This window comes from Streptomyces tagetis (genome assembly GCF_018069565.1).
Classification (GTDB): domain Bacteria; phylum Actinomycetota; class Actinomycetes; order Streptomycetales; family Streptomycetaceae; genus Streptomyces; species Streptomyces tagetis.
In genome coordinates this window covers 1661431-1679685 of the sequence record NZ_JAGPNL010000001.1, presented here as the reverse complement: position 1 = coordinate 1679685, position 18255 = coordinate 1661431, and the positions used below count along the sequence as shown (strand labels likewise).

The window sequence follows — 18255 nt, the reverse complement described above, 5'->3', positions numbered from 1 at the left end:
GGGACCGTACCCGACCGACCCACGACAGTGTGGAGGAGCCATGGCGAAGACGTCCCCGTCCGCCCGCCGGACGGCGTTGATCGCGAGCGCCGTCGCCGTGCTGGGCGCGCTGACCGCCTGCGGCGCGGCCGGCGGCACGGCGAGCGCGGCACCGTCCGGTACGGCCGGACGCCCGTCCGGCACCGCCGGTACCTCAGCGGGCCGGAGCGCCCCGCCGGCCGGTGCGGTGCCCGGTGACACCGCGGCGTCGGCCTCCGCCTCCGGGCGGACCGGCGACCGCTGTCACACGGCGCAGTTGCGGGCCTCGGTCGGCCGCGACGACCCGGGCGCCGGACAGCGCAACTTCCCGGTCGTGCTGACCAACGTCTCGCAGCGCGCCTGCACGGTGCACGGCTACCCGGGCGCCGCCTTCGTGGACGCCTCCGGCAGGCAGCTCGGCCCGGACCCGGTGCGGACGCCCGCCTCGCCGGTGACGCTGACCCTGGCGCCGGGCGCGAGCGCCTGGTCGGGGCTGTCGTTCTCCAGCCCGCGGATCAGCGGGGCCCGGACGGCCATCCCGGCGTCGCTGCTGGTCACCCCGCCGGACGAGCGGGACTCGCTCACGGTGCGGTGGACGGGCGGTGAGGTCCCGGTGGGCGGCAACGCCTCGGCGGTGCGGCTGGGCCCGCTGGAGGCGGGCACGGGACCCTGAGGCGCGGTCGTGAGCCGGTTCTCGTACGGCCCTGAGACCGGGCACCCTCGGGCCCCCGGGGCGGCGCGGGCCGTCCCGGGGGCGTGCCCGTTCAGTGACCGGCGACGGGGTGCGGGTGGTAGGGCCGCTCCAGTTCCCCGATCTCCTCGGCGTCCAGGGCGAGGCCGACCGCGGCCACGGCGTCCTCCAGGTGCCCCGGCCGGGAGGCGCCGACGAGGGGTGCCGTCACCACGTCCTGGTGCAGGAGCCAGGCCAGGGCCACCTGGGCGCGCGGCACACCGCGCCGGGCGGCGATGCGGCCGACGGTCTCGACGACGGCGCGGTCGCCCTCCTGGTAGAGGGTCTCCCCGAAGGTGTCGGTGGCGCTGCGCGGGGTGGCGGTGTCCCAGTCCCGGGTGAGGCGTCCGCGTGCCAGCGGGCTCCAGGGCAGGACGCCGACGCCCTGGTCCGCGCAGAGCGGCAGCATCTCGCGCTCCTCCTCGCGGTAGATCAGGTTGTAGTGGTTCTGCATGGACACGAAGCGGGTCCAGCCGTGCCGCTCGGCGGTGTACTGGGCCTTGGAGAACTGCCAGGCGTACATCGAACTGGCCCCGATGTAGCGGGCCTTGCCCGCCTTCACCACGTCGTGCAGGGCCTCCATCGTCTCCTCGACGGGGGTGTCCGGGTCGTAGCGGTGGATCTGGTAGAGGTCGACGTAGTCGGTGCCCAGCCGCCGGAGGCTGTGGTCGATCTCGGTCATGATCGCCTTGCGGGAGAGCCCCGCGCCGTTGGGTCCGGGGCGCATCCGGCCGTGCACCTTGGTGGCGAGGACGATCTCGTCGCGGCGGGCGAAGTCGCGCAGCGCCCGGCCGACGATCTCCTCGCTGGTGCCGTCGGAGTAGACGTTGGCCGTGTCGAAGAAGGTGACGCCCGCCTCCAGCGCCTGCCGGATCAGCGGGCGCGAGGCGTCCTCGTCGAGGGTCCACTCGTGCGGGCCGCGGCCGGGGACGCCGTAGGTCATGCAGCCCAGACAGATACGCGACACGTCCAGGCCCGTCGAACCGAGCTTCACATACTCCACGTTGCTGCTCCTGCCCTCGGGATCACTTCCAGGGAGGGTACGCCGTGGTCCTCCGGCGAGGGCGGGAGCAGCCCTGTGGGGGTCAGCCGGCGCGGGGCGTGACGGTGATGGCGCCCACCGGGCAGGCGCGTGCCGCCTCCCGCACCAGGGGGCTCCCGCCGCCGTCCTCACGGCCGGGCACCAGGGCGCTGACCCCGTCGTCGTCCTGGGTGAAGACGGCGGGGGCGGTCAGCGCGCACTGGCCCGCGCCGATGCACAGGTCGTGGTCGATGCCGATGTCGTGCCGCATGGTCGGGCCCCTCCTACCAGGCCACGGGGAGTTCCAGCATCCCCTGGATCGTGTCGCCGGGCTTGAAGGGGATCTCCTCGGCCGGGACGGCCAGGCGCAGTCCGGGCAGCCGCGTGAAGAGGGCGCGCAGGGCGATCTCCAGTTCGGCGCGGGCCAGGTTCTGGCCGAGGCACTGGTGGATGCCGAAGCCGAAGGAGACGTGGTGGCGGGCCGGGCGGTGCCAGTCGAGGGCGTCCGGGTCGGGGTAGACGCTCTCGTCGCGGTTGATGACGGAGCCGGCGAAGACGACGCCCTCGCCGGCCCGGATGGTCTCGCCGTCGACCTCGATGTCCTCGGTGGCGAGCCGGAGCAGTCCGTCCGCGATGGACAGGACGCGCATCAGTTCCTCGACGGCGCCCGGCAGCAGCGAGGGGTCCGCGCGGAGTTCGGCCAGGCGCTCGGGGTGGCAGAGCAGGGTGTAGGTGCCGAGCGAGATCATGTTGGCGGTGGTCTCGTGGCCGGCGATCAGGAGGATGACCGCGAGGGCGACGGTCTGCTCGCGGTCGACGCCCTGGCAGACGAGGTCGTCGAGCAGGCCGTGGCCGGGGTGTTCCCGTTTGCGGTCGACGAGGTCGCCGAGGTAGTCCTCCAGCCGGTCCCGGGCATCGGCGACGTCGGCGGAGTCGGGGCCGCGCAGCAGCCGGCGGGACTGCTCCTCGAAGAAGTCGTGGTCGGCGTAGGGGACGCCGAGCAGGGCGCAGATCACCATGGAGGGCACCGGCAGCGCGAAGGCGCTCACCAGCTCGGCGGGCGAGCCGCCGGCGATCATGGCGTCGAGCCGGGCGTCGACGATCTCCTGGATGCGCGGGCGCAGGGCGGCGGCGCGTTTGAGGGTGAACTCGGGAAGGACCAGTTTGCGCTGGGCGCGGTGTTCGGGGTCGTCGACACCGAGCAGGGCGGTGGTGCGGCGGACCAGGCCGGCCAGGCGTGCGGTGGTGACCGGGAAGCCGTCGCGGGTGCGGTCGGTGGAGAGCCGCCGGTCGGCGAGCAGGCGCCGGGCGGTGCCGTGGCCGCTGACCAGCCAGGCGGGGCTGCCGTCGAAGAGGGTGACGCGGGCCAGCGGCCGGGCCTCGCGCAGGGGCCGGTATCCGGGGGGCGGCTGGTAGGGGCAGGTCCGGTCCTGGGGGAAGGCGACGGGCTGCGCCGTGTCCGTCATGGATGACCTCGCAGACGAAGGGTGCGTCGTGACGCCCGCCATTAGATGCCTTGGGCATCCAAGCGGCGACGCGAAGTTCGGCCAGATGCGTTGCGGGAGCGAACTGGCCGGGGATCGCCGTCACCGGCGGCGGCCCAGGGCGCCCGTACGACGCGGGGGCCGGTCGGCGCGGCGGTCGCCTCGCCCGTACGGCGGACGGGGCGGCGCTCCCGGCCGCGCGGGGCGTGGCCTGATCGGTTCGCCCGCCGGCGGCCCCGCTCCGCCGGATCTCGCCGGGGCGCGCGGCTCCCCGGCGCGCGCCGCCGTGGTGGCGGAGGGCGGCGCTCCCCCGTGTTCCCCGTGCTCCTGCGGCGGTTCCCGGTGCCGGTGGGGTTCGCGGACGGGACGGGTGCGGTAGGGATGGAACGGGCACCGCGGGACGGGGGCGGCGGTGCCGGTCAGCCGTAGGAGACGACGAGGGGACGGATGCCATGCCTCTTGAGGGCGAGTACGAGCCCAGCCCGACGCAGTGGGTGCGCGAGCAGGTCGAGCTGTACGAGAGTTCCGGCGGTACGCGGGGGACGACTCTGCGGGACACGGGGCTGCCCGTGATCCTGCTGACCACCCGGGGCGCCCGCAGCGGGAAGCTCCGCAAGACGCCGCTGATGCGCGTCGAGCACGACGGCCGGTACGCGGTGGTCGCCTCCCTGGGCGGGGCGCCGAAGCACCCGGTCTGGTACTTCAACGTGAAGGCCGATCCCCACGTGGAACTGCGGGACGGCCCCGTCCGGCAGGACATGACGGCCCGTGAGGTCACCGGCGCGGAGAAGGCCGAGTGGTGGGAGCGGGCGGTCGCGGCCTTCCCGTCGTACGCCGACTACCAGCGCAAGACGGAGCGGGAGATCCCGGTCTTCGTCCTGGAGCCGGCCGGGCAGATCTGACCCTCGGACCCGGCGGGGCGGCGGGCGCCCCCTCGCGGGAACGGGCCGGGAATGGACCCGGGCCGGGGCGGGCAGACGTGGGTCAGGCCCCGCCGCGTTCCCCCGTCGCGGCGGGGCCGTCCGCCGCCTCCGCCCGCCCCGGCACACCCGCCCCCCTCGGGACGCCCCCTTCTCTCCCCTGGTCGCGGTCCGTCCGTGCCGGGCGGCGAAAAAGGGGAACGTGTCCACCAGGCACCACCACAGGGAGGCAGCACCGATGAGCGGCGACGGCGGCACGCCCGGCAACAGCGCGTACGGCAGGAAGTCCTTCAAACGGTCCCGGAGCCACTTCGCCGACCGGATCACGGCGGACGGCCGGGACGGCTGGCCCGTGGAGGCCGGCCGTTACCGGCTGGTGGTGAGCCGGGCCTGTCCCTGGGCGAGCCGGGCCCTGGTCTCACGGCGGCTGCTCGGGCTGGAGGACGCGCTGTCCCTGGCGGTCGCCGACCCGGTCCAGGACGACCGGAGCTGGCGCTTCACCCTGGACCCGGGCGGGCGCGACCCGGTCCTCGGCATCCGCTACCTCAGCGAGGCGTACGACCGGCGGGAGACCGGCTACCCGGGCGGGGTGAGCGTCCCCGCGGTGGTGGACGTGCCCAGCGGGCGACTGGTCACCAACGACTTCCAGCAGATCACCCTCGACCTCGCCACCGAGTGGAGCGCGCTGCACCGGCCCGGGGCGCCCGACCTGTACCCGTCACGGCGGCGCGAGGAGATCGACGAGGTGATGGCGGGCGTCTACCAGGACGTCAACAACGGGGTGTACCGGGCGGGCTTCGCCACCGGCCAGGAGGAGTACGAGGCCGCCTGCACGGACGTCTTCCGGCGTCTGGAGCTGCTGGTGCCCCGGCTGGAGCGGCAGCGCTACCTGGTCGGCGACACGATCACCGAGGCCGACATCCGGCTCTTCACCACGCTGGTCCGCTTCGACGCCGTCTACCACGGCCATTTCAAGTGCAACCGCTGGAAGCTGGCGGAGAACCCGGTGCTGTGGGCGTACGTCCGGGACCTGTTCCAGACGCCGGGCTTCGGCGACACCGTCGACTTCGACCACATCAAACGGCACTACTACCAGGTGCACACCGGCATCAACCCGAGCGGCATCGTGCCGCTCGGCCCGGACCTGGGCGGCTGGCTCACCCCGCACCACCGCGAGGAGCTGGGCGGCCGTCCGTTCGGCGACGGGACGCCGCCGGGGCCGGTCCCGGCCGGCGAGGAGGTGCCGGCCGCCGGCCGGCCCTGACCCGGGGCGCCGCCCGGCCCCCGGCCCGGCCGCTCCCGGGCGGGCCACCGCACCGCGGCACCACCGGCACCACCGGCACTACCGAAGGAGACCGACGTGGGCAAGAAGAAGAAGCAGAAGCTGCCCCTCGCCTACCAGCCCGCCGGCCTGGTGCTGGGCTGGGTGGGCGGCGCCCTGGCCGGGCTGGCGTTCCAGCGGACCTGGAAGCTGATCCGGCACGAGGACGACGCCCCCGAGCCCCTGGACCCGGACCGGAGCTGGGGCGAGATCCTGCTCGCCGCGGCGGTGCAGGGCGCCATCTTCGCGGTGGTGCGCAGCGCCGTGGACCGGACCGGCGCCAAGGCCATCGCCCGCTCCACGGGCACCTGGCCGGTGAGCCAGAAGAAGTCCGCCGAGGAGAAGGGCGCCGTCAAGGCACAGTGAGCCCGCCCCCGCCGACGTCGGCTCGGCCCCGCCGGGGCGCCGTCGGCGGGGTGCCCCGGCGCGCAGCGCGACGGAGCGGGCCGCCGGACCGCTGGAACCGCGCTCCTCCCGCGGGCCGTACGCGTCCCCCGCCTCCGCCGGGCGTCCGCCCGGCGCCACCACCTGACGCTCCGCCGCGTCGAGATGCTCCGCGCGGACGTCCGGGTGGGCCAGGAGGGAGTCCTCCGGGCGGGGCCGGCTCGGCCGTCCGTGCGGACATCCCCAACCGGCGGAAACGGCCCGGCCGTCGGGCAAAAGGCCCGAAGCCTAGCGGCCACGTCGGGAGCACACAGTAACGAAGATCACCACCGAGAGTTGTGTAGATCATTTACGGTGGGGGCAGCCTGCTACCGCTTCGCGGTTCAACTTATCGACCGCGAAGCCCAGTTCGAGTGTGCGTGCGGTCCCCGGGCCGCCCGCTCGCAGGGCGGGGGGACTCTGCGCCAATCGTCTCCCGAAAGGAAACCCATGCCTCAGGACGTCCGCTTCGACATGCCCTTCGACACCCCTGTCAGCCCGCATCTGGCGACCGCCCGCGAGCGCCATCTGCGCTGGGTGCGCGAGACAGGGCTGGTACGCAGCCGGGCCGGATTCGAGGAATACCAATCCTGGGACCTCTCCGAGGCGGCGGCCCGCACCTATCCGCACGCCTCGGCGGACGACATGGTCGTCCTGATGAACTGGTTCTCCCTCGCCTTCCTCTTCGACGACCAGTTCGACGCGAGCCGGCCGGACCGCGCCGAGCGCATAGCCGAGGTGGCCCGCGAGCTGATCGCGACCCCGCTGCGCCCCGCGGGCACCGCGCCCCGCGTGGTCTGCCCCATCACCCTGGCCTGGGCTGAGGTCTGGGAACAGCTCTCGGATGGCATGTCCCTGACTTGGCAGACCCGGTTCGCGGCCTCCTGGGGCCGGTTCCTCGTGGCCCACTGCGAGGAGGTGGACCTGGCCGCCCAGGGGCTGGAGGGCAAGCTCGGCCTCGACGAGTACGCCGTCTTCCGCCGCCGCACGGTCGGCATCCACCACAGCATCGACGCGGGCGAGCGCAGCCGCCGCTTCGAGGTGCCGCCCGCGGTGATGGGCCACCCCCTGATGGAGCGGATGCGGGACCTGGCCGCCGACACCATCGGCTTCATGAACGACATCCACTCCTTCGAGCGCGAGCGGCGCCGCGGCGACGGCCACAACCTCATCGCCGTGCTGCACCGGGAGCGCGACTGCTCCTGGGAGGAGGCGGCCGACGAGGCGTACCGGATGACCAGGACGGCCCTGGACGAGTACCTCGCGCGGGAGGCCGAGGTCCCGCGGATGTGCGACGAGCTGGGGCTCGGCGCCGAGGAGCGGGAGCTGGTGCGGATGGGCGTGGAGGCCATCCGGCACTGGATCAACGGCAACTACGAATGGGCCCTGACCAGCGGCCGGTACGCGGCGGCGAAGGAGGGCCCGGTGGCCACGGCCGAACAGGCCGGGCGGGGGTCGGTGGACGACCTGCTGACGGTGTGAGACGCGCGCCGCCCGGCCGGGGGACCGGCCGGGCGGCGGTATCAGACGGCGAACTCGACCGGAAGGTGGTCCAGCTTCGACTCCCAGGTGGAGGCGGTGGACGTGAGTTCGGCCGGCGGGACGGCGAGCCGCAGTCCCGGCAGACGGTGGATCAGGACGTCCACCGCCGTCTCGATGATGGCCTGGCCGATGTTCTGCGCGGGGCACTCGTGCGGGCCCGCGCTGAAGGCCAGGTGCGAGGCGTTGCCCTGGACCGAGACCTCCGGGTCCGGGCGGATCTCGGGGTCGTGGTTGCCGGCCGCGAGGCCCAGCACCAGCAGGTCCCCCTCCTTGACCGGGCAGCCGCCCAGCTCCAGGTCGGCGGTGGCGAACCGCCCCGGCAGCACGGTGAGCGGCGGCTGGTTCCACATCACCTCCTCGACCACGCTGGCCAGCGTGAGCTGGCCGCTGACCAGCCCGGAGAGCCACGAGGTGTCGGTGAGGACCATTTGCAGCACCCGCGCCAGCACGTTGCTGGTCATGGTGTGGGCGGTGATCAGCACCAGCCGCAGGTGGTTGACGATCTCGTCCTCGTCGAGCCCGGCCTGGTGCTCGATGAGCCCGGTGGTGAAGTCCGAACCGGGCTCGTCCCGCTTGCGGGCGGCGAGTTCGCCGAGGATCGCCATGATGCGGTCGTTGTGCGTGAGGGCGTCCGCCCCGCCCTTGAGGACCAGGCTGCTGGACTCGGCCAGGCTGCGGCCCTCCCGCTCGGCCAGGCCGAAGACCCGGGTGAGCACCAGCATCGGCAGGTACTCGGCGAAGTCCTCGACCAGGTCGGCGCGGCCGGAGACGGCGAACGCGTCGATCAGCTTGTTGGCGAAGTGGGTGGCGTGGCGGCGGATGCCCCGCCCGGCGACCGCGTAGATGTTGTCGGTGACGGCCCCGCGCAGCCGGCGGTGCGGTTCGCCGTCCTGCGAGACGCAGTCCGGCCGCCAGCCCACCATCTGCATGAGCGGGGACGTCGGCTCCACCCGTCCTTCGGCGAAGTCCCGCCAGATCCGCGAGTCCCGGCTGAACTGGAGCGGGTTGTCCAGCACCCGCCGGTTCTCCCGGTAGCCGAGGACCAGCCAGGCGGGGACGTCGCCCTCCAGCAGCACGGGGGCGACCGTGCCGTGCTCCTTGCGCAGCCGCGCGTAGATGCCGTGGGGGTCGGTCGACGCCTCCGGGCCGTAGAGCCGGGTGGCTCCGTCGCCGTGGGCGACGGGGCACCGGCCGCCGGAGGGCTCGGGCGGGGTCTGGTCGTTCATCGGGACTCCAGTGCGGCGGCCGACCGGTCCTTCAGGTGCCGGATGAGGGTGACGAGCACATCGCGGCTCGCCGACCGGTCACGGGCGTCGAAGGCGACCACCGGGGTGTGCGGGGGAATGTCCAGGGCGTCCCGGATCTCGTCCACCGGGTACTCCTCGGAGTCCGGGAAGACGTTGAGGGCGATGACGAAGGGCACGTTCTGCCGTTCCATCTCCTCGATCGCCCGGAAGCTGGAGGCCAGCCGCCGGGTGTCCACCAGGACGACCGCGCCGAGCGCGCCCTTGAAGAGGCCGTTCCACAGGAACCAGAAGCGTTCCTGGCCCGGCGTTCCGAACAGGTACAGCATCAGTGTGTCGTTGAGGCTGATCTTGCCGAAGTCCAGGCTGACCGTGGTCTGCGTCTTGTCGGCGACCCCGATCAGGTGGTCGACGTCGGCGCTGGCCTGGGTGAGCGTCTCCTCGGTGGTCAGCGGCTTGATGTCGCTGACCGAGCGCACCATGGTGGTCTTGCCCGTACCGAACCCTCCGGCGATCATCACTTTCACCGAGCGGGTGTCCCCGGCCTCCGGCCGCCCGGATCGGTCAAAGCCTTTGAAGTCCACTGAGTACCTCCTCAAGGAGCGCGAGGTCGGGCCCGCGACCGGCGTCGTGTGCCGGGATGGGATCACGGGCTTCGACGCGGCCGGCCTGCAAGAGGTCCGACAGCAGCACCGCGAGAATGTTGAAGGGCAGGTGGAGGTGGGCGCCGAGCTCGGCCACCGACAGCGGGTCACGGCAGCGGCGGAGGATCTCCGTGTGTTCGTGCTGCATGCCCGGTAAGGGAACGGCACGGGCGACGACGAGGGTCGCCACGTCGAGGGTCGACGCCGATCCGCCCGGCCCGCTGCGCCCACCAGTGAGGACGTAGTAGCGCTCGAGCCCGGACGGATCGGACGGTCGGCGGGGAGCACTCATCCAGAGTGCTCCTCCAGACGCGGCGTGGTGCCGAGGAGTTCACCCATCCGGCGTGCCAGGTCCCGCATCTGATGGCCGAGCAGCCCCTGGTCGAGGCCCTCGCGGGCAAGGACGCCGAGGTACGTCTCCATACCGGCGCGGACCACGAAGAGGTGCCCGCCGTCCACCTCGATCATCGCCAGCCGGAGCTGCCCCGCGTGCTGCGGGAACTGCTCGGCGACCGGTTGGGCCAGTGCCTGGAGGCCGGCCACCACGGCGGCGAACCGGTCCACGTCGTCGGGGTCTTCGGCGCCGTAGGAGGTGATGGCCTTGCCGTCGCTGGAGGCCACGAGCGCGAAGCGGATCTCCTGGATGCTCTCCACAAGGTCGCGGAGCGCCCAGCTCACGTCTGTTCCCTGGTGCGTCATGGGGACTAGTCGCTCTCTTCAGTGCGGTGCTCGGTGGACGCGCCACCGGGGTTCGGTTCGCGGTCTTCCACGGTCTCGGGCGTGGGGGACGTACCGCCCGCCGCGCCGGAGTCACGTCCGGCGGTGGCGAAGGCGGCGAGACCGGAGAAGGATGCGTCCGGCGGCACCGCGGAGACGGCTGTCCCCTCGGTCCGGCCGGTACGGTCGGGGCTCCCGGAGCGCTCCGGCCGCGCGCCGGGCGCCGGTGCGCTCCGGCTGCGCCGGCGGGGCAGGCCCCCGGGCGTCGTGTCGACGGCCTCCTCGGCGGGGTCGGGGTGCGGGGTGTCCGCCGGGCCGCCGAAGGCACCGGCGTCGGCGAGGCCGCCGAGACCGGCCGGGGCCGGCGGGGCCGCGGGGACGGCGGGGGCGCTCGGCGCGGCGGGGGCGGCGGGCGGGGTGGCCGCCGTGGGCAGCGGGCTGAAGTACTTGTGCGGTACGACCACCACGACCGAGGTGCCCAGCCAGGGCGAGTCGGCGAAGGTGACGCGGATGCCGTAGCGGCGGGCGAGGGTGCCGACGACCCGGAGGCCGATGTTGGCGTCCTCGGAGATGCCGCCGAGACCCGCTCCGGGGGCGGTGCCCGCGAGGGCGTGCTCGGCCTCGCGCTTCTTCTCCTCGTTGAGGCCCTTGCCGGAGTCCTGGATCTCGATGCCGACGCCGTTGGGGACCTCCTTGCCGGAGATCACCACGGGTTCGGTGGGCGGCGAGTAGCGCGCCGCGTTGTCCAGCAGGTGCGCGAAGATCAGCGTGAGGTGGTCCACCAGGCCGCCGTCGACGCCCAGTTCGGGCAGGTGGCTGAGTTGGACGCGGTGGAAGTCCTTGATCCGGCCGATGCCGCCGCGCACCACGCTGAGCAGGCGCTGCGGCTCCTGCCACTGGCGGCCGGGGCGGTCGGAGCCGCCGAGCACGCCGATGCTGGCGGCGAGACAGTCGGCGGGGCCGATCGCCTGGTCCAGCTCCATGAGGCCGCGGGCGACCGCGGGCAGACGCCCGTGCTCGCCCTGCATCTCGTGCAGCCGGCCGCGGAGTTTGCTGGTCAGAACGTGGATACGGTTGCCCACGCTGATGACCGCCTGCTCGGCCGACGTGGAGCGGTCGAACTCCGCCTCCAGGCCGATGAGCGCCGTCCGCAGGACTTTGCGCAGTTCGGTCTGGAGCTCGGCGCCGATCTCCGCACCCCGCTCGATGTCGGGCAGGATGTCGTCGATGGCGTCGCCGGCCCGCAGCCGGCGCATCGCGCCGGGAAGCTGCTCGTCGGCGAGCCGGGCGACCGCGGCGAGCTGCCGCTCGACCTGCTCCCGCCACGCCTCGACCTGCTCGGCGCCCCGGGTCTCGTAGGCGGCGGCCTGTTCGGCCAGCCGTGCCTCGTAGGCCCGGGAGACCTCGGTGAGCTGGGTCTCGTACCCCTGCGTCCGCTCGGCGAGCAGCTCCTCCTGGGAGGCGCGTTCGGCCGCGAACTTCCGTTCCAGGCCGGCCACGTGCTGCTGCCACTGCTGGGAGTGCTCGGTCTGCGCGGCGCGGTGGGCCGCCTCGGCCCGGCCGAGCTGGGCACGGGTGCGCAGCAGGAGCCGTACGCACGCGGTGCCGGCAGCCGTCGCCACCGCGCCGGCCACGGCGGTGGATATTCGCTCCGAGCTCATGAATGTAGCGGCCACCGTTCCGCCGCCCAGACCCAGTGGCATGAGCCACCAGCTGTGCCAGGCGACAGGGGCCCGCGCCGCCGGTGGCGGAGTGGCGAGTTCCATCTGCGTCCTTCGAAGCAAACCAGTCGAACAAGGGGGTTGTGGCAAGGGCACCGCACTCATGAGTACGCACCACGGATCGACCCGTCATACGACGTGTCAACTCGCGGCGCCGGTCCGGAGCTTATCGGTTGCGAAGCGGAAAAGATCAATTCCGCAGATCATGGGATGTGAGGATTCCGTCACGCTCCGCCATGGGGCGCAAGACCGGAAAGTCGGTTACATCAGCCCACCGGGAGCGTTCGTTCGCTCGCCGGGCGAGAGAGTTCTAGGCTCTGGGGACCGGCCGGGCCGACCCCGGCCGGTGCGTCGCCGGCGCTTCGCGCCGGGGTCGCGCTCCCGGCGTCTCCCCTGCCCGCGGGAGGCGTTCCCCTTCCCCCCGGCCGCGGCCGGGGGCGTTTCGGAGGCCCTGGATGAACACGATGCGCGCCATCAGTCAGGACACCCTCGGCGGACCCGAGGTGCTGCGGGAAATCCGGCTGGAACGGTCCGAACCGCGCGCCAACGAGGTGCTGGTGCGGGTGCGCGCCGCCGGGGTGAACCCGACCGACTGGAAGCACCGGGCGACCGGGGGCTTCCTGGGCGAGCCGCCCTACGTGCTGGGCTGGGACGTCGCGGGCACGGTGGAGGCGGTGGGGATCGGCGTCGCCGCCTTCCGGCCGGGCGACGAGGTGTTCGGCATGCTGTCCTACCCGTACGGCCACGGCTCCCACGCGGAGTACGTGACCGCGCCGGCGCGGGTGTTCGCGCCGAGGCCGGCGGGGATCGACCACGTCCAGGCGGGCGCGCTGCCGCTGGTCTCGCTCACCGCCTGGCAGGCCCTGGTCGAGCGGGCGGGGCTGGAGCCGGGGCAGCGGGTGCTGATCCACGCGGCGGCCGGCGGGGTCGGTCACGTGGCGGCGCAGATCGCGAAGGCGCGCGGCGCCCACGTGATCGGCACGGCGAGCGCCGCCAACCACGACTTCCTGCGCTCCCTCGGCGTGGACGAACCGCTCGACTACCGCGAGAGCGACTTCGCCGAGGTGGTGAAGGACGTCGACGTGGTCCTGGACACCATCGGCGGCGACACCGGCATGCGCTCGCTGCGGGTGCTGCGCCCCGGCGGGATCGTGGTGTCGATCCTGCCCGTCGGCCCGGACGCCTTCCTGGAGGAGGCCGACCGGCTCGGCGTGCGGGCGGTGCGGATGCTGGTCGACTCCGACCGCGCCGGACTGCGGGAGATCACCGGCCTGGTCGAGTCGGGGCGGCTGCGGGCCACGATCGCGGGGACCTTCCCCCTCGCCGAGGCGGCCGAGGCTCACCGGCGGGGCGAGACCGGCCGGACGCGGGGCAAGCTGGTCCTCGTCATGGAGTGACCGTGGCCATGGAGTGACCGTGCTGACCGTGCCCATGGGATGACCGTTCTCATGGGATGACCGTTCTTGACGGACTCCCCACGATGTGAAAATCCGGCGACATATGTCGGCCGAACATGCTCAAATTTTCCTCAACAAGGGTAACTTGCTGAACAGCAAAGACCGTTGGGGCAGTCCCGCCCCCACGGAGCCCATCCGTGGAGCATGCTGGAGGCGGTGGCGTCGTGCGGCGGGAATCCGTGTCGCTCACCCAACACCTGCGGGTCCACCAGGACCGGGGTCACACCGTGCTGGAGTTCCGCGGCGAGATCGACATCGCCTCCGCCGCGGAGATCGGCCCGCTCCTGGACCGGGAGACGGGACGGCCCGGCGCCCTGGTCGTGCTCGACCTCGGCCGTGTCGAGTTCTTCGACTGTTCAGGGCTGCGGCTGCTGCACCGGGCCCGCAGACGGGTGCTCGCCGGCGGCGGGCAGGTGCACCTGGTGTGCGCCCACCCGCTGACGCTGCGGATGCTGCGGATCACCGGTCTGTCCTCGGTGCTGCCGCCGCGGCCGGACCTGGAGACGGCGCTCGGCCCCGGCCGGCCGCAGGCGGACCGGACGGAGCGCTGACCGACTCGCCCCCGCGCGCGCCCCCTCGTGCCCCCGCTCCTCCCCCCGAGGCTTCAACCGGCTTGCCTGGGACGGGAGATGACGGGCATTCGGTCAGGAGGAAGGAGGGCCGTCGCCATGACGTCTCCGATCAAGCGCCTCCCTCGCCGCGTGCCCGGCTGGGTCAAGGCGGTCAGCGCCGTCGTGCTGGTGCTCGCCGTGCTCTTCGCGGGGCTCCGGCTCAGCGTCGTACCGGGACTGAAGGACCTGTTCGGCAGCGAGAGCCACGACCGCTCCGGCCCGGCGCTGCTCCAGTCCGTCCGGGACATCTCCCGGTACGAGGCGGCCTCCGGCACCTTCCAGGTCGTCGTCGACCTGGAGAAGGACGCCCGGTTCCTGCCCGACGCGCTCCGCGGCACCCGCACCCTGTACGTCGGGGCGGGCACCGTCGACGCCTACGTCGACCTCGGCGCGGTCGGGGAGGACGACGTGAGCGTCGACGCCGAGCGCACCTCGGCCACGCTCCGCCTGCCGCACGCGACACTCGGCAAGCCCGCCCTCGACCCCGACCACTCCTACGCCGTCTCCAAGCAGCGCGGACTGCTGGACCGGCTCGGCGACCTGTTCTCCGACAACCCCAACGGCGAGCAGGCGGTGCAGAAGCTCGCGGCACGACACATCGCCGAGGCGGCGGCCGAGAGCGAGCTGAAGACCCGCGCCGAGAGCAACACCACGGCGATGCTCCAGGGACTGCTGCGTTCCCTCGGCTTCGAGGAGGTACGGGTGACCTACGGTTCCTGAGCCGGTACCGGGCCGGCATCCCCGCGGCTTCGCCGGGTAACCGCTTTACCACGCGGGGGAGTCGACGACCGGAGGGCCGATCCATGCGTACCGTTCCACGTCCGCGCCTCCTCTCCCGCTCCCGCGACGCCCGCGCGGGCGAGGAGGCCGTCCGGCCCGAACGGCGGCCCGCCGCCCTCGCGTTACGGCTGCTGGTGACGGCCTGCGCCTTCGTGGTGATGGTGGCGTTCGCCGTCGTCCTGGCCCGGCTGACCCTGCACCCCTCCCCCGCCTCGGAGGCGCTGGTCCACACGAACCTGCGGCCGGGCCGTTCGCTGCGCGCCTACCTGGACCAGCCCGCGCTGCGCGACGCGGCCAAGCAGGTCGGCGGCAACCTGCTGCTGGGGGTGCCCTTCGGCGTGCTGGTCCCGCTGGTCGCCCCGGGGGCGCGCGGCGCGCTGCGCCTACTGCTGCTGACGGCCGCCGTGATGCTGCTGGTGGAGTTCGCGCAGGGCGCGCTGGTCACCGGGCGGGCCTTCGACATCGACGACGTCATCCTCAACAGCACGGGCGCGCTGGCCGGTTACCTGCTCCTGGGCCGGCGGATGAGCCGGGCGGTGCACGCGCGGCGGCGCCGTACGTAACGGAATGACAGGTGGTATGGACCAAGGTATTGACGGGCCCTTATCTCACTTCTTAAATCAAGGGCGTCACCCTTACCCCCCACCTCGGTCGGCGCCCCCGGACAGCGGGGCGCCGTACGGAAGGGAGAGCCGTGGCCCGTCCACGCCTGCTCCGCAGATGTCTCCTCGCCGCCCTGTCCGCCGGGCTGGCCGCCTCCGTCGTGACCGGTCCCGCCCAGGCGGAGACCCGGCCGGAGACCCAGGCCGCCGCCGCGCCCGCCGCGGTGACGTTCTCCGACACCTTCGACGGTCCGGCCGGTGCCGCCGTGGACTCCTCCAAGTGGCAGTTGGAGACCGGCGACAACGTCAACAACCACGAGCGGCAGTACTACACCTCCGGCAACAAGAACGCCGCCCTGGACGGCCAGGGCCACCTGGTCATCACGGCCCGCCGCGAGAACCCGTCCAACTACCAGTGCTGGTACGGCACCTGCCAGTACACCTCGGCCCGGCTGAACACGGCCGGCAAGTTCACCGCGCAGTACGGGCACGTGGAGGCCCGGATGAAGGTGCCGCGCGGGCAGGGCATGTGGCCGGCGTTCTGGATGCTCGGCAACGACCTGGGCCAGGTCGGCTGGCCGAACTCCGGTGAGATCGACGTGATGGAGAACGTCGGCTTCGAACCGTCCACCGTGCACGGCACGATCCACGGCCCGGGGTACTCCGGCGCGGACGGGATCGGCGCGGGCTACACCCTGCCGGGCGGTCAGGCGTTCGCGGACGGCTTCCACACCTTCGCCGTCGACTGGGCGCCGGACTCGATCACGTGGTCGGTGGACGGGAACGTCTACCAGCGCCGCACCCCCGCCGACCTGGGCGGCCGGCAGTGGGCGTTCAACAAGCCGTTCTTCCTCATCCTCAACCTGGCGGTCGGCGGCTACTGGCCCGGCGACCCGGACGGCTCCACCTCCTTCCCGCAGACCCTGGTCGTGGACCACGTCTCCGTGACGACGGGCGACTCGCCCGCCGGCGGGGCGATCCGGGGCCTGGCGGGCAAGTGCGTGGACGTGGCCGCCGCGAACTCCGCGAACGGCACGCCCGTCCAGCTCTACGACTGCAACGGCACCGCGGCCCAGCAGTGGGCGGTGGGTTCGGACGGCACGATCCGGGCGCTCGGCAAGTGCCTGGACGTGGCGAGCGGCGGCACGGCCGACGGCACCCCGGTCCAGTTGTGGGACTGCAACGGGTCGGCCGCCCAGCGCTGGGTGGTGACCGGGGCCCGGACCGGCCTCGCCTAGCGCGGGGTCCAGGTGAACTTGTCCCCGCCCACCCAGCGCACCACGTCCGGGTCGTCGAGGTCGTGGACCACGATGCCGAAGGCGGCGGCGGTCTCCAGTACGTCGACGACGGTCCGCGCCTCGCCGACCACCTGTCCGTCGATCTCCATGATCCGGAACGGCGGCGTGCCGGGCTGCACCCCGAGCACGAGAATCCGCGGACTGCCGATGTGCGGGCTCGCGATTTCGGTCATGCCTAGAGGGTAGGCCGCAACCGGCCGCGACGGCCTCGTGAGCGGTCCGGCGGCGGGGAACGGCACCCCCGCATTCGAACAGTTCGAACCAGGGGCCGGGACGCACGCTCCGGCCCCTCGGCATGTCCACGAGGCCGCGGGCCCTCGGGGCGCACCGGGTCCCCGAACGGTGGCGGGTCCCCGGACGGTGGCGGGTCCTCGGCGGTGGCGGTCCCCGGACGGTGGCGGGTCCCCGGCGGTGGCGGGTCCCCGGACGGTGGCGGGTCCCCGGCGGTGGCGGTCCGGTCGTCGTGCGGTCCGCCGGGTGCTGGGCAACGCTGGAGGTGCCGAGCGAGGAGGTGGCGATGGACCCCGTCGAGGCGCTGGAGCGGATCGCCTTCCTGCTGGAGCGCTCCCAGGAGCCCACCTACCGCGTCCGGGCCTTCCGCACCGCGGCCCGGGTGCTGGGCGCGCTGCCCGACGGCGAGGTGGCCGAGCGGGCGCGCACCGGGGCGCTGGAGACCCTCAAGGGCGTCGGCCCGAAGACGGCCCAAGTGGTGCGGGAGGCGCTGGACGGGCGGGTGCCCGGCTATCTGGAGCGGCTGGAGGGCGAGGCGACCGCCCCGCTCGCCCGGGGCGGGGAGCGGCTGCGGTCCCTGCTGCGCGGCGACTGCCACCTGCACTCGGAGTGGTCCGACGGCGGCAGCCCGATCGAGGAGATGGGCCGGACCGCGGCGGCGCTCGGGCACGAGTGGGCGGCGCTGACCGACCATTCGCCCCGGCTCACGGTGGCGCGCGGGCTCTCCCCGGCCCGGCTGCGCGAGCAACTGGACGTGGTGGCCCGGCTCAACGAGACGTGGGCCCCGTTCCGCCTGCTGACCGGCATCGAGTGCGACATCCTGGAGGACGGCTCCCTCGACCAGGAGCCGGAACTGCTGGACCGGCTCGACGTGGTCGTGGTCTCGGTCCACTCCAAGCTGCGCATGGACGCCCGTGCGATGACCCGGCGGATGGTGGCCGCCGTCCGCCATCCCCGTGCCGACGTGCTCGGGCACTGCACGGGGCGGCTGCTGACCGGGAGGGGCAGGCCCCCGTCGGAGTTCGACGCGGACGAGGTCTTCGCGGCCTGCGCGGAGTCCGGCACCGCCCTGGAGATCAACAGCCGCCCGGAGCGGCTGGACCCGCCGCGCCGGCTGCTGCGCCGGGCGGTGTCGGCGGGGGTGCTGTTCTCCGTCGACACCGACGCGCACGCCCCGGGCCAGCTCGACTGGCAGATCCACGGCTGTGCGCGGGCGGAGGAGTGCGGGGTGCCCCCGGAGCGGGTGGTGACGACCTGGCCGCTGCCCGACCTGCTGGCCTGGACCCGGGAGGGACGCACACCGCCCGGAGTGACGGCGCCCTGAGGACGGCGCAAGGGACGGGAAACCCGGCAATCGGTGTGCGAGTGAGACGGATCACCGCAGATCCCCGCAGACAGGGAACACCCACGGCCGCCGGTCCGTTGAAAGGGATGTGGGTGCGGATGGAGCAGTGTCCTCGGGCCTCACCTTTCCGCCCACGGGGACGATCG

The 18255-nt window shown here is 73.4% G+C and carries 20 protein-coding genes; 11 read left to right on the top strand and 9 right to left on the bottom strand.

Annotated features, from left to right (window positions below):
- Nucleotides 1–40: 40 nt before the first annotated feature.
- The gene (locus J5Y05_RS07120; RefSeq protein ID WP_210869167.1) at nt 41–691 is read left to right on the top strand and encodes a DUF4232 domain-containing protein; all 651 of its coding nucleotides are present in this window, start codon (nt 41–43) and stop codon (nt 689–691) included.
- A 91-nt stretch (nt 692–782) separates the two neighbouring features.
- Here J5Y05_RS07120 and J5Y05_RS07115 read toward each other — a convergent pair whose 3' ends face one another.
- From J5Y05_RS07115 to J5Y05_RS07105, 3 genes are all read right to left on the bottom strand, one after another.
- Nucleotides 783–1751: an aldo/keto reductase gene (locus J5Y05_RS07115; protein WP_210869166.1), complete on the bottom strand. Its 969-nt coding sequence runs from the start codon at nt 1749–1751 to the stop codon at nt 783–785.
- An 82-nt stretch (nt 1752–1833) separates the two neighbouring features.
- Nucleotides 1834–2040, bottom strand: coding sequence for a ferredoxin (locus tag J5Y05_RS07110; protein WP_210869164.1), 207 nt, complete (start codon nt 2038–2040; stop codon nt 1834–1836).
- A gap of 13 nt (nt 2041–2053) precedes the next feature.
- Nucleotides 2054–3235: a cytochrome P450 gene (locus J5Y05_RS07105; RefSeq protein ID WP_210869162.1), complete on the bottom strand. Its 1182-nt coding sequence runs from the start codon at nt 3233–3235 to the stop codon at nt 2054–2056.
- A gap of 470 nt (nt 3236–3705) precedes the next feature.
- Here J5Y05_RS07105 and J5Y05_RS07100 point away from each other — a divergent pair, with 470 nt between their 5' ends.
- From J5Y05_RS07100 to J5Y05_RS07085, 4 genes are all read left to right on the top strand, one after another.
- Nucleotides 3706–4155, top strand: a complete 450-nt coding sequence (locus J5Y05_RS07100) for a nitroreductase family deazaflavin-dependent oxidoreductase (protein WP_210869160.1) — start codon at nt 3706–3708, stop codon at nt 4153–4155.
- Nucleotides 4156–4411: 256 nt separating this feature from the next.
- Entirely contained in the window at nt 4412–5437 is a 1026-nt protein-coding gene (locus J5Y05_RS07095; protein WP_210869158.1) for a glutathione S-transferase family protein, read from the top strand.
- Between the two features lie 96 nt (nt 5438–5533).
- Entirely contained in the window at nt 5534–5860 is a 327-nt protein-coding gene (locus J5Y05_RS07090) for a DUF4235 domain-containing protein (RefSeq protein ID WP_210869156.1), read from the top strand.
- Between the two features lie 507 nt (nt 5861–6367).
- The gene (locus J5Y05_RS07085; protein ID WP_210869155.1) at nt 6368–7399 is read left to right on the top strand and encodes a 7-epi-alpha-eudesmol synthase; all 1032 of its coding nucleotides are present in this window, start codon (nt 6368–6370) and stop codon (nt 7397–7399) included.
- A gap of 41 nt (nt 7400–7440) precedes the next feature.
- Here J5Y05_RS07085 and J5Y05_RS07080 read toward each other — a convergent pair whose 3' ends face one another.
- Genes J5Y05_RS07080 through J5Y05_RS07060 form a run of 5 tightly spaced genes read right to left on the bottom strand, consistent with a single transcriptional unit; the run spans nt 7441 to nt 11830 of the window.
- Entirely contained in the window at nt 7441–8685 is a 1245-nt protein-coding gene (locus J5Y05_RS07080; protein WP_210869153.1) for a cytochrome P450, read from the bottom strand.
- Nucleotides 8682–9287: a GTP-binding protein gene (locus J5Y05_RS07075; protein WP_210869151.1), complete on the bottom strand. Its 606-nt coding sequence runs from the start codon at nt 9285–9287 to the stop codon at nt 8682–8684. The genes J5Y05_RS07080 and J5Y05_RS07075 overlap by 4 nt, the downstream gene beginning before the upstream one ends.
- A complete protein-coding gene (locus J5Y05_RS07070) occupies nt 9268–9639 on the bottom strand; it encodes a DUF742 domain-containing protein (protein WP_030420415.1) in 372 nt (123 codons plus the stop codon). The genes J5Y05_RS07075 and J5Y05_RS07070 overlap by 20 nt, the downstream gene beginning before the upstream one ends.
- Nucleotides 9636–10046 carry a roadblock/LC7 domain-containing protein gene (locus J5Y05_RS07065; protein WP_030420414.1) on the bottom strand — a complete coding sequence of 137 codons (411 nt, stop codon included), beginning with the start codon at nt 10044–10046 and terminating at the stop codon, nt 9636–9638. The genes J5Y05_RS07070 and J5Y05_RS07065 overlap by 4 nt, the downstream gene beginning before the upstream one ends.
- Nucleotides 10047–10051: 5 nt before the next feature.
- Nucleotides 10052–11830, bottom strand: a complete 1779-nt coding sequence (locus J5Y05_RS07060) for a sensor histidine kinase (RefSeq protein WP_210869149.1) — start codon at nt 11828–11830, stop codon at nt 10052–10054.
- A gap of 410 nt (nt 11831–12240) precedes the next feature.
- Between J5Y05_RS07060 and J5Y05_RS07055 the strand changes: the two genes are divergently transcribed.
- The 5 genes from J5Y05_RS07055 (at nt 12241) to J5Y05_RS07035 (ending at nt 16473) form a co-directional block, all read left to right on the top strand.
- Entirely contained in the window at nt 12241–13182 is a 942-nt protein-coding gene (locus J5Y05_RS07055) for an NADP-dependent oxidoreductase (RefSeq protein WP_210869147.1), read from the top strand.
- Nucleotides 13183–13406: 224 nt separating this feature from the next.
- Nucleotides 13407–13793 carry an anti-sigma factor antagonist gene (locus tag J5Y05_RS07050; protein WP_210869791.1) on the top strand — a complete coding sequence of 129 codons (387 nt, stop codon included), beginning with the start codon at nt 13407–13409 and terminating at the stop codon, nt 13791–13793.
- Nucleotides 13794–13910: 117 nt separating this feature from the next.
- Complete coding sequence (locus J5Y05_RS07045) at nt 13911–14573, top strand: DUF4230 domain-containing protein (RefSeq protein WP_210869145.1); 663 nt, start codon at nt 13911–13913, stop codon at nt 14571–14573.
- 83 nt (nt 14574–14656) lie between these two features.
- A complete protein-coding gene (locus J5Y05_RS07040; protein WP_210869143.1) occupies nt 14657–15196 on the top strand; it encodes a VanZ family protein in 540 nt (179 codons plus the stop codon).
- Between the two features lie 131 nt (nt 15197–15327).
- Entirely contained in the window at nt 15328–16473 is a 1146-nt protein-coding gene (locus J5Y05_RS07035) for a family 16 glycosylhydrolase (RefSeq protein ID WP_307853746.1), read from the top strand.
- Here the strand turns inward: J5Y05_RS07035 and J5Y05_RS07030 are convergent.
- On the bottom strand, nt 16470–16706 hold the full coding sequence (locus tag J5Y05_RS07030) for a hypothetical protein (RefSeq protein ID WP_210869141.1): 237 nt from the start codon (nt 16704–16706) through the stop codon (nt 16470–16472). The genes J5Y05_RS07035 and J5Y05_RS07030 overlap by 4 nt on opposite strands.
- 344 nt (nt 16707–17050) lie before the next feature.
- On the opposite strand from J5Y05_RS07030, the gene J5Y05_RS07025 reads away from it, so the two are divergent.
- Nucleotides 17051–18088, top strand: coding sequence for a PHP domain-containing protein (locus J5Y05_RS07025; protein ID WP_210869139.1), 1038 nt, complete (start codon nt 17051–17053; stop codon nt 18086–18088).
- Nucleotides 18089–18255 lie beyond the last annotated feature (167 nt).

Excerpts from the sequence above, each read along its gene's own strand:
- J5Y05_RS07110 (WP_210869164.1), bottom strand. The coding sequence starts at position 2,040 with ATGCGGCACGACATCGGCATCGACCACGACCTGTGCATCGGCGCGGGC.
- J5Y05_RS07120 (WP_210869167.1), top strand. The coding sequence starts at position 41 with ATGGCGAAGACGTCCCCGTCCGCCCGCCGGACGGCGTTGATCGCGAGC.
- J5Y05_RS07060 (WP_210869149.1), bottom strand. The coding sequence starts at position 11,830 with ATGGAACTCGCCACTCCGCCACCGGCGGCGCGGGCCCCTGTCGCCTGG.
- J5Y05_RS07100 (WP_210869160.1), top strand. The coding sequence starts at position 3,706 with ATGCCTCTTGAGGGCGAGTACGAGCCCAGCCCGACGCAGTGGGTGCGC.
- J5Y05_RS07105 (WP_210869162.1), bottom strand. The coding sequence starts at position 3,235 with ATGACGGACACGGCGCAGCCCGTCGCCTTCCCCCAGGACCGGACCTGC.
- J5Y05_RS07095 (WP_210869158.1), top strand. The coding sequence starts at position 4,412 with ATGAGCGGCGACGGCGGCACGCCCGGCAACAGCGCGTACGGCAGGAAG.
- J5Y05_RS07030 (WP_210869141.1), bottom strand. The coding sequence starts at position 16,706 with ATGACCGAAATCGCGAGCCCGCACATCGGCAGTCCGCGGATTCTCGTG.
- J5Y05_RS07025 (WP_210869139.1), top strand. The coding sequence starts at position 17,051 with ATGGACCCCGTCGAGGCGCTGGAGCGGATCGCCTTCCTGCTGGAGCGC.
- J5Y05_RS07045 (WP_210869145.1), top strand. The coding sequence starts at position 13,911 with ATGACGTCTCCGATCAAGCGCCTCCCTCGCCGCGTGCCCGGCTGGGTC.
- J5Y05_RS07065 (WP_030420414.1), bottom strand. The coding sequence starts at position 10,046 with ATGACGCACCAGGGAACAGACGTGAGCTGGGCGCTCCGCGACCTTGTG.
- J5Y05_RS07085 (WP_210869155.1), top strand. The coding sequence starts at position 6,368 with ATGCCTCAGGACGTCCGCTTCGACATGCCCTTCGACACCCCTGTCAGC.
- J5Y05_RS07040 (WP_210869143.1), top strand. The coding sequence starts at position 14,657 with ATGCGTACCGTTCCACGTCCGCGCCTCCTCTCCCGCTCCCGCGACGCC.
- J5Y05_RS07070 (WP_030420415.1), bottom strand. The coding sequence starts at position 9,639 with ATGAGTGCTCCCCGCCGACCGTCCGATCCGTCCGGGCTCGAGCGCTAC.
- J5Y05_RS07055 (WP_210869147.1), top strand. The coding sequence starts at position 12,241 with ATGAACACGATGCGCGCCATCAGTCAGGACACCCTCGGCGGACCCGAG.
- J5Y05_RS07080 (WP_210869153.1), bottom strand. The coding sequence starts at position 8,685 with ATGAACGACCAGACCCCGCCCGAGCCCTCCGGCGGCCGGTGCCCCGTC.